1 protein-coding gene is annotated in these 316 nt (G+C 56.0%); it reads left to right on the top strand.

Features of this window, described 5'->3' with window-relative positions; translation table 11 throughout:
* On the top strand, positions 1 to 316 hold a 316-nt coding region (locus OQV04_RS24955; protein WP_203035533.1), incomplete at both ends, for a transposase.

Here is a 316-nt window from a genome sequence, read left to right as displayed (position 1 = left end):
GCGACGGTGCCATGGAAGATGCCCTGTACGAAATCGCCTCCATGCGCCTGTTTGCCCGATTATCCCTGGATAGCGCCTTGCCGGACCGCACCACCATCATGAATTTCCGCCACCTGCTGGAGCAGCATCAACTGGCCCGCCAATTGTTCAAGACCATCAATCGCTGGCTGGCCGAAGCAGGCGTCATGATGACTCAAGGCACCTTGGTTGATGCCACCATCATTGAGGCACCCAGCTCGACCAAGAACAAAGAGCAGCAACGCGATCCGGAGATGCATCAGACCAAGAAAGGCAATCAGTGGCACTTTGGCATGAA

The sequence above is a fragment of the Escherichia sp. Lx600-2 genome, from assembly GCF_036662595.1.
GTDB classification, from domain to species: Bacteria; Pseudomonadota; Gammaproteobacteria; order Enterobacterales; family Enterobacteriaceae; genus Escherichia; species Escherichia coli.
The sequence above is the reverse complement of the archived record's forward strand: the minus strand, read 5'-3'. Positions and strand labels throughout refer to the sequence as shown.